Source organism: Streptomyces sp. NPDC041108, from assembly GCF_055592645.1.
Window position 1 is genome coordinate 1 of sequence record NZ_JBVIYK010000045.1, and the last position, 6,808, is coordinate 6,808.

7 protein-coding genes and 1 pseudogene are annotated in these 6,808 nt (G+C 68.4%); 6 read left to right on the forward strand and 2 right to left on the reverse strand.

Annotated elements, in window-relative coordinates; translation table 11 throughout:
* Positions 1-630 precede the first annotated feature (630 nt).
* From ACZ6BB_RS41975 to ACZ6BB_RS41995, 5 genes are all read left to right on the forward strand, one after another.
* Complete coding sequence (locus ACZ6BB_RS41975; protein WP_471620345.1) at positions 631-909, forward strand: hypothetical protein; 279 nt, start codon at positions 631-633, stop codon at positions 907-909.
* Positions 910-1,005: 96 nt separating this feature from the next.
* Positions 1,006-2,274 (forward strand): hypothetical protein, encoded by a 1,269-nt coding sequence (locus ACZ6BB_RS41980; RefSeq protein ID WP_471620346.1) that lies wholly within the window; start codon positions 1,006-1,008, stop codon positions 2,272-2,274.
* Between the two features lie 35 nt (positions 2,275-2,309).
* Positions 2,310-2,588: a hypothetical protein gene (locus tag ACZ6BB_RS41985; RefSeq protein WP_471620347.1), complete on the forward strand. Its 279-nt coding sequence runs from the start codon at positions 2,310-2,312 to the stop codon at positions 2,586-2,588.
* Between the two features lie 103 nt (positions 2,589-2,691).
* On the forward strand, positions 2,692-3,837 hold the full coding sequence (locus tag ACZ6BB_RS41990; RefSeq protein WP_471620348.1) for a hypothetical protein: 1,146 nt from the start codon (positions 2,692-2,694) through the stop codon (positions 3,835-3,837).
* Complete coding sequence (locus tag ACZ6BB_RS41995; protein WP_471620349.1) at positions 3,834-5,204, forward strand: MFS transporter; 1,371 nt, start codon at positions 3,834-3,836, stop codon at positions 5,202-5,204. Before ACZ6BB_RS41990 ends, ACZ6BB_RS41995 begins: the two co-directional genes overlap by 4 nt.
* A gap of 58 nt (positions 5,205-5,262) precedes the next feature.
* Here the strand turns inward: ACZ6BB_RS41995 and ACZ6BB_RS42000 are convergent, their stop codons facing one another.
* Positions 5,263-5,415 carry a hypothetical protein gene (locus tag ACZ6BB_RS42000; RefSeq protein WP_471620350.1) on the reverse strand — a complete coding sequence of 51 codons (153 nt, stop codon included), beginning with the start codon at positions 5,413-5,415 and terminating at the stop codon, positions 5,263-5,265.
* 80 nt (positions 5,416-5,495) lie between these two features.
* Positions 5,496-5,897, reverse strand: coding sequence for a hypothetical protein (locus tag ACZ6BB_RS42005; RefSeq protein ID WP_471620351.1), 402 nt, complete (start codon positions 5,895-5,897; stop codon positions 5,496-5,498).
* 289 nt (positions 5,898-6,186) lie between these two features.
* Here ACZ6BB_RS42005 and ACZ6BB_RS42010 point away from each other — a divergent pair.
* Positions 6,187-6,633, forward strand: a pseudogene (locus ACZ6BB_RS42010) (transposase); the annotation flags it as partial.
* Between the last annotated feature and the right edge of the window lie 175 nt (positions 6,634-6,808).

Genomic DNA, 6,808 nt, shown 5'->3' on the forward strand with positions numbered 1-6,808 from the left:
CCGTTTGCGGAATGCCGGGCGGTTTGCCGCACCAGGCGGCGGTGTGGGTCTGGTCGGCCCCGGCGCTGGAGAGGAGCGTTACGGCGAGTACCGCTACCGATGCCACGAACAGGGCGATTACGGCAGCCACCACAGAAGCCCAGGTCAAAGCCCTCGCAGAGGCCGGACGGGCTTAGCGCCGCTTTTCGTTCTGATGTTCCTCAGCCCCCAGACATGACATACAACTTGCTCGTCTAGTGACACCGCCACCGCCGTGGGACAGCCTTAAGCCATCGAACGCAACACCCCCTCAGAACGGGGTGAACGCGATAACGAAGACAAATAAGCCAATTCTTAAGGGTGGAGTTCGTCATGTCCCGGATCGCCGCAGTCCTGCTCGCATCCGCCGCTCTCATCGTCGCCGTCGGAACCTCAGGAGCCGCCTCCCACGAGGTGCCGGATGCCTGACGTACGTCCGCCGATGACGGGTTCGGCTGGCTAACGCCCCGGGTAGTGGCCAGCGACGGGTTCGGCTGGGTGGGGCCCCAGGGCGGGACCGACACCGGTCAGGGCGCTGGCGCCGGCCAGTTGCTCTGACGTCGATCCCACCGGGAGGCCGGCGGTGTCAGGCCACCCGAGGACACCATGTACATGATCACTATGCGGCTGGTCGGAACACCTGCGGCGCCCGACGACCTCAGGGAACTCCTCACCGCCCGCTTCGATTCCGCGGACCGGATCGAGCACCTCTGGACACGCGCCGACGGAGAACGGATCGACCTGGCTCTCTTCGTCCTCGCCGAATGCGAGGCCGAGGCACTGCTTACCGCCCGCGCGGCGTGTCTGCGGGCCATCGCCCACACACCACGGCTCGCAGCCTGGCGGCTGTCGGACACCACGGACGCCGACGACGGCCGCGAGTTCTGGTGACGACGCAGGACGCCCGCCCGTACAAACGCCTCCACCCTTCTCCTCACCCCGGGCCCGCGCGTCGGCCACCACGAAGGCAAGAGAGAGGAACCCACCATGCTCGAAACCGCTGACGCAGGGCCGCGTACAGCGCTCGACCGCACCACCGAACGCCGCCACATCGGGACCTTCCAGGTCCCCGACGACGTCACCTCCATGGAGTTCTCCCTGCCGGGAGCGCGGCTGGAGACCACGAACGTGAGCGAGAGCGACGGCACGAACGGCGTCGTCCGGGTGACCCGCATCTCGAACGGACCGGGCATCACCGACTACGTCACCCACGAGAAGGACTTCGCCTACTCCGCCTACGGCATCCACGTAGGCCAGGACGACCGGCTCACCTTCTTCGGCGAGGGCCAGCGGATCACCGTGCACCTGATCGACTGCCGCGAGGACTCGCCCCAGCTCGGCGACGAGATCACCATCGAGATGGCCGTCTCGCCCTACCGGGTCCTGATCATCCCCAAGGGCATCGCCCACACCCTCGACGGCCTGGGCGGAGTCGTCACCCGCGACGAACCGGTCTGGTACGCCGACCAGAACCCCGACTGGGAACCGGACAACGACCTCGTCTCCTTCCTGCGCTCCTCGCAACAGGCCCCCGTGGTGCGCACCAACCGACACGAACTGCCGGTCGCCGCCCACCTGCTGCTCTCCCGGATGTCCCAGCAGACCAACGCGCACGAACAGGGCGCCTACGCCGCCCGGTACCGCGTCTCCATCGGCGGCAGCACCACCTACGCGACGCTCAGGCCGACGTGGCGGGCCGCCGAGACCGGCAACGACGTCCACGCGTGGGCCTCCCGCAACAACTTCGTGCTGACGGGCCCGGAGTCCTTCACCGTCGTGCCGTCCACCGACAGCTGCACCTCCGACGTCCTCGAAGTGGACCTCGACGGCAGCCGGGCCGAGGACGGCCCCGACGCCGGCGAGGGCAGCGCCGTCGGCCGGTTCGTCCGCCACGAATACTCCCGCCGCCGCCTCACCTGGCTGGCAGGCAGCACGGACGCGCAGATCGAGGTGGTGACCGCGGATGGCGAACGCTCCGTGATCCGCCTTGGGGACCCCACCATCGGGGTCCGCGTCCCCCCTGGAACCTGGTACCGGCTCACCGGAACCGGTCGTGTCTGGCTCCGCTCCGAGATGGAACTCCTGGACCTCGAACCCTGGGCCCTGGACCACCCTCTCGGCCGCGACGTCACCACCGCCGACCCGTCCGAAGCCGGCGCCAGCAGGCCCGAGCAGGACAGCGACCGCTACCTGCCCGGACCGGCTCTCCACGCGCTGGCGCGCATGGAAGCCAAGGCAATATCGCTCACCCGCTGAAACCCGACTGAAGAACCCACCGAAGGGAACACATCATGTCGATCACCAGTGTCGAGACCGCCGCCTGGAAGACCGAGCTCGCCGCCATGTCCGGTGACGTCACGGACCCCGCCGCCCGCGCTGCCCTGGAGAGCCTGAGCTCCGCGCTGGAGCCCTACTTCGAGACCCCGGAGTACTTCCGCAGCGTCCTCGGCAAGATCGCCTCGTCGATGATCGACGCCGACACGGAGGAGCAGATCACCTCACGCTCCTTCAGTGACCTCGCGGAGTTCAAGGCCGCCCTCCCGGAGGGCGTCGTCGTCACCACCGTCTGATCACCGCGGTAGTCGTCGGGGGCGGGTACACCGGTCCGGTGTACCCGCCCCCAGGCACGTCAGGCCACTTCGGATCCGAGCACTGCAGAGAGGAACGCTGCCCATGTCCGCCCTCCCCAAGCCGCACCTGATCATGACCAAGACCCGCACGACGGGCAAGGACTCCGGCCTCCCGGGAGCGCGGCGCATCCGGTCCTCCCGCAACGACCGGCCCTACCACTACATGGTGCACAGCCCGCACTTCGCATACGAGGAGTATGCGGTGCACCTCGGCCAGTACGACCGGCTCTCCTTCTACGGCCCGGCCGGCGCCGAACCCGTCACCGTCCACATGTACGACTGCCGGGCGGACTCACCGGAGTACGACCGGAAACTGGAGATCGATGTCCCGGCCGACGGGTCGTGCGTACTGGCCGTCCCGCCCGGCTACGCGCACTGGTTCGAGCGGCTCGGCACCGTGACCACCCGCAACGACTACTCCCTCCACGCGCCGCAGGACCCCGCCTCACAGTGGTCCCCGCTCGACGACAATGCCACCTACTCCGTCGCAGACATGGACCGCCTGCGCCCCCGGGCCGTCGCCAACACCATCGAACTGCCGACGGCGGCCCAGTTCCTGATCTCCAAGGTGGTGTCCCGCAGCTGGCTCGGCGGTGCGACCGAGCAGGGCGTCGTCGCCTCCGCCGAGATCGGCGGCGAGCTCCACCGCTACTTCATCGACCGGGACCTCGCCGGACAGCAGCCCGTCCTGCCCGCGTCGGAACTCGCCACCGTCACCGCTGCGGTTGGCTCCTACCAGTCCATTCGCGACGACTCGTACGGCATCGGCTCCAACGTCGAAAACGGGCTCGCCGACACCATGGTTCTAGACGTTCCGGCATCATGGCCGCAGCATTTCAGCGCCCATCCCCATCTCACGCTGAAGTTGTCCCCGTTGCTGTACGACAATCCCGAGATGGAGCTCCAACTCATCGACCGCCGCGCGGACTCTCCCACCTTCGGGGCCAGCCAGATCCTCCCCTTCCCCCAGGACTCGCGGGTCGTCCTGACGATCGAACCGGGTGTGCTCATGCGGGCCCGGGGCAACGGAACGCTGCACTACCGGGTGGAGTACGAGGTCCACGACTCCCTCGGCGCGCGCCTGCCCGAGCTCTTCGTCCCGGTCCCCGCCGACGGATTACTGCCGACCTTCGACGCGCCGGGTGCCGCTCTCGCGGGCAACGTCGTCCGAGAGCTGGCCTACCAGTGACGACGACCGAGCAGGAACCGCGCACCGGCCGCACCGTGCTCCCCACCGCGTCACGGTGGCTGACGCTGCTGCTTGTGGTCTTCGCGGTGCTCGTCATGTCCCGTTCCATGAGCGAGGGCATCTACGACATCGCGTTCGCCAACCTGGCCCTGGACCTCTCCGGCCTGGTCAGCACGGTCGGCCTGGTGTACTGCGTGGGCTACGGCGTGGAGGTCGTCGCCTCCATCGCGGCCGGCCCCCTGCTGGACAGGGGCAACCCCAAGACCGTCCTGGTCGTGGCCTACCTCGTCAAGATCGGCGTTTTCGTCTTCATCGGCATCGGCTCCACGTTCCTCTCGTCCCACCTGTGGGCGATCGTCGTCGCGGCGGCCACGGTGGACCTCGTCCACCACATCGGGGAGATGGCCCTGTTCGTGCTCCTGCCGCGGATCCTCGACGCCAAGACCCTCGTCCGCGTCCAGGGCATCGGCGGAACCATCCGCTCGGCCGCCGAACTGCTCTCCCCGGTCGTCGCGGGCCTGGTCATCGCCCTGCTCCCCGGTTCCCGGGCTCTCCTCGTCGCCGCTGGCCTCCAGGTCCTCGCCCTGGCCGTCTTCGCCGGCTTCATCGCCGTCGTGGCCCGGCAGCCGGGATCCTCGCACCCGAAGTCCGTCCACGCACAGGACTCCGGCGCGACGACCGGCGTGAAGACCGCCGGCACCATCCCCGAAGAGGAACCCGCCCCCGCCCCCCTCCCATCCCGCCGCGCGGTGGCGAGGACACTCGCCTCCAGCCCGGCCTGGCGCCGCTTCCTCACCTTCCACGCCCTGACCGTGCTCGCCCTCTCGACGGTCATCCTCTCCCTGCTGTCCCTCATGAGGGAGACCTTCGACATGTCGCCGGCCCGCGCCGGCTTCTTCCTGGCGTTCTCCACCATCGGAGCCATCATCGGCGGCCTCGTCGTCGCCAAGGCCGGCCCGGAGGGCATCTACTCAAGCCTCCGCTGGGCCACCGCCCTCGCGGGCGCCGGCACCCTGACGGCGGCACTGCTCGGTGGGACGCAGTGGATCCTCGCGGCCGCCCTCGTCCTCTTCGGCCTCGGCTTCACCGTGTACCTCAGGTCAGCCGGACTCCTCGTCCAACTCCGCGCCCCCGCCGCCCTGCTCGGCACCTGGCACGGACTCCTCGACGCCGTCATCCGCATTGTCAGCGCCGGGGCGATCCTCGCCACCGGCTTCCTCTTCGACCGCTTCGGAGGCAGGCCGGTCTACCTCGTCTTCGGCGCGCTCCTCCTGCTCACCGCAGCCCTCTGGTCAACCTTCGGCACCCAGGACCGACAGAACCTCGGCTCGACCCCCCTGCACCCCGCACCCACACCCGCCCCGTAAGGCGGTTGGAGGAGATGTGCGGGCATCTACGTCCCCACCTCCTCCCGCGGTTCGCCTACTACACCGCCAGCGAGACCAGCGCGCCGAGCACTGTCAGCTCGAACACGCCGAGTCCCAGCACCTTCGCCTGTCGGCCGATGACGTCACCCAGCACGGCACGGCCAACCAGCGCCGCACCGAGCACGACGACTGCCTTCTGCCTCCTGCTCATGGGTCTTTCCTCCCTTCTTGATCGCTGGTAGATCCGGTAACCGAACAGTGTCGCAGTCGCCACTGACAACGGTGGATCGCTCAGGCGCGGCCGGGAGAGGAGTAGGTGATGCCGACGTCCCCGGCGGACGTCGCGGCGAGGGCCACGACCTTCCAGATCGCGTCTGGAAGGCCAGCCCGGGGGCCGTCCCACGTGTCGTTGAGGAGATCCACGGTCAACGCCGCAGGAGTGCCGTCCGGCCCCTTCGCCGAGAACGTGACCTCCTCTGCTGCCCATGGGTCTCCGTGGGCAGAGGCGAACTTCACCAGGGCGTGATACGCCGCGAAGTCCTCCCCGTCCCTCGTGAGGGTGAGGGTGCCCGGCCGAAGGTCGAGGCCGACTTGGACGTTGGCGTCCTCCTGCACGACGACGGGTTCGCCGGTGGCGCTCAGGTCCACGCTGCTCTCCAAGGGGGTGAAGGTCAGAGTTCGGCTGCTCAGCATGGCAGCTGACCGCCCGCCGGGAGAGGGCGTCCAATAACCGATCGGTTGATGAACACCGTGATCAAGCACGTACGCGAGTGGCTCGGGGTGTCCAACAACGGTGTCAGCTGGCGTCAGTCTCGGCGCACGAACTGGAGGACGACGATGGAGGCGAGAGTCAGGGTGAGTGCCGTTCCTGCACCCGTGGCCGTGGCCTCGTACAGCGTCTGCTGGCCAACCAGGCGACCGAAGATGCCGGTGATGAAACCGACGTTCGCGGACCCGAGAGCAGCGACAGTGACAGAGATCGCTCGCGAAGGCGGCCACAGCCGCCTTTCACCAGCACGCCGACAGCGAGATCCTGCTCAGCTTCCCAGGTCTGGGGCCCATGCTCGACGCCCGCGTACTCGCAGAGCTGGGCGACGACCGGGCACGGTTCGCCGACGCCCGGGCGCTGAAGTCGTACGCCGGATCCGCCCCCATCACCCGAGCCTCTGGCAAGAAACGTTTCGTCGGCCGCCGGTTCGTCAAGAACAACCGCCTCATCCACACCGGCTTCCTCTGGGCCTTCGCCGCCCTCACCGCCTCACCGGGAGCGAACGCGCACTACCGACGCCGACGCGAGCATGGAGACTGGCATGCCGCCGCACAACGCCACTTGCTGAACCGCTTCCTCGGCCAGCTCCACCACTGTCTCAAGACCCAGCAGCATTTCGACGAACAGCAGGCCTTTGCACCGCTCCTTCCAGCGCCTGCATATCCCGCCAACCCGACCGACTTCGTCGACGAGAACAACGGCACTTCGACAGAGCCACGCTGTCGAGCGCGAACTCAATCACCGCCGACTGGCGCCACGCCACGACGTGGGACGCGTCCTGGCCACAGGCGAGGCACACACTCGCCCCGCCCACCACAAGAAGGGCACCAAGCCC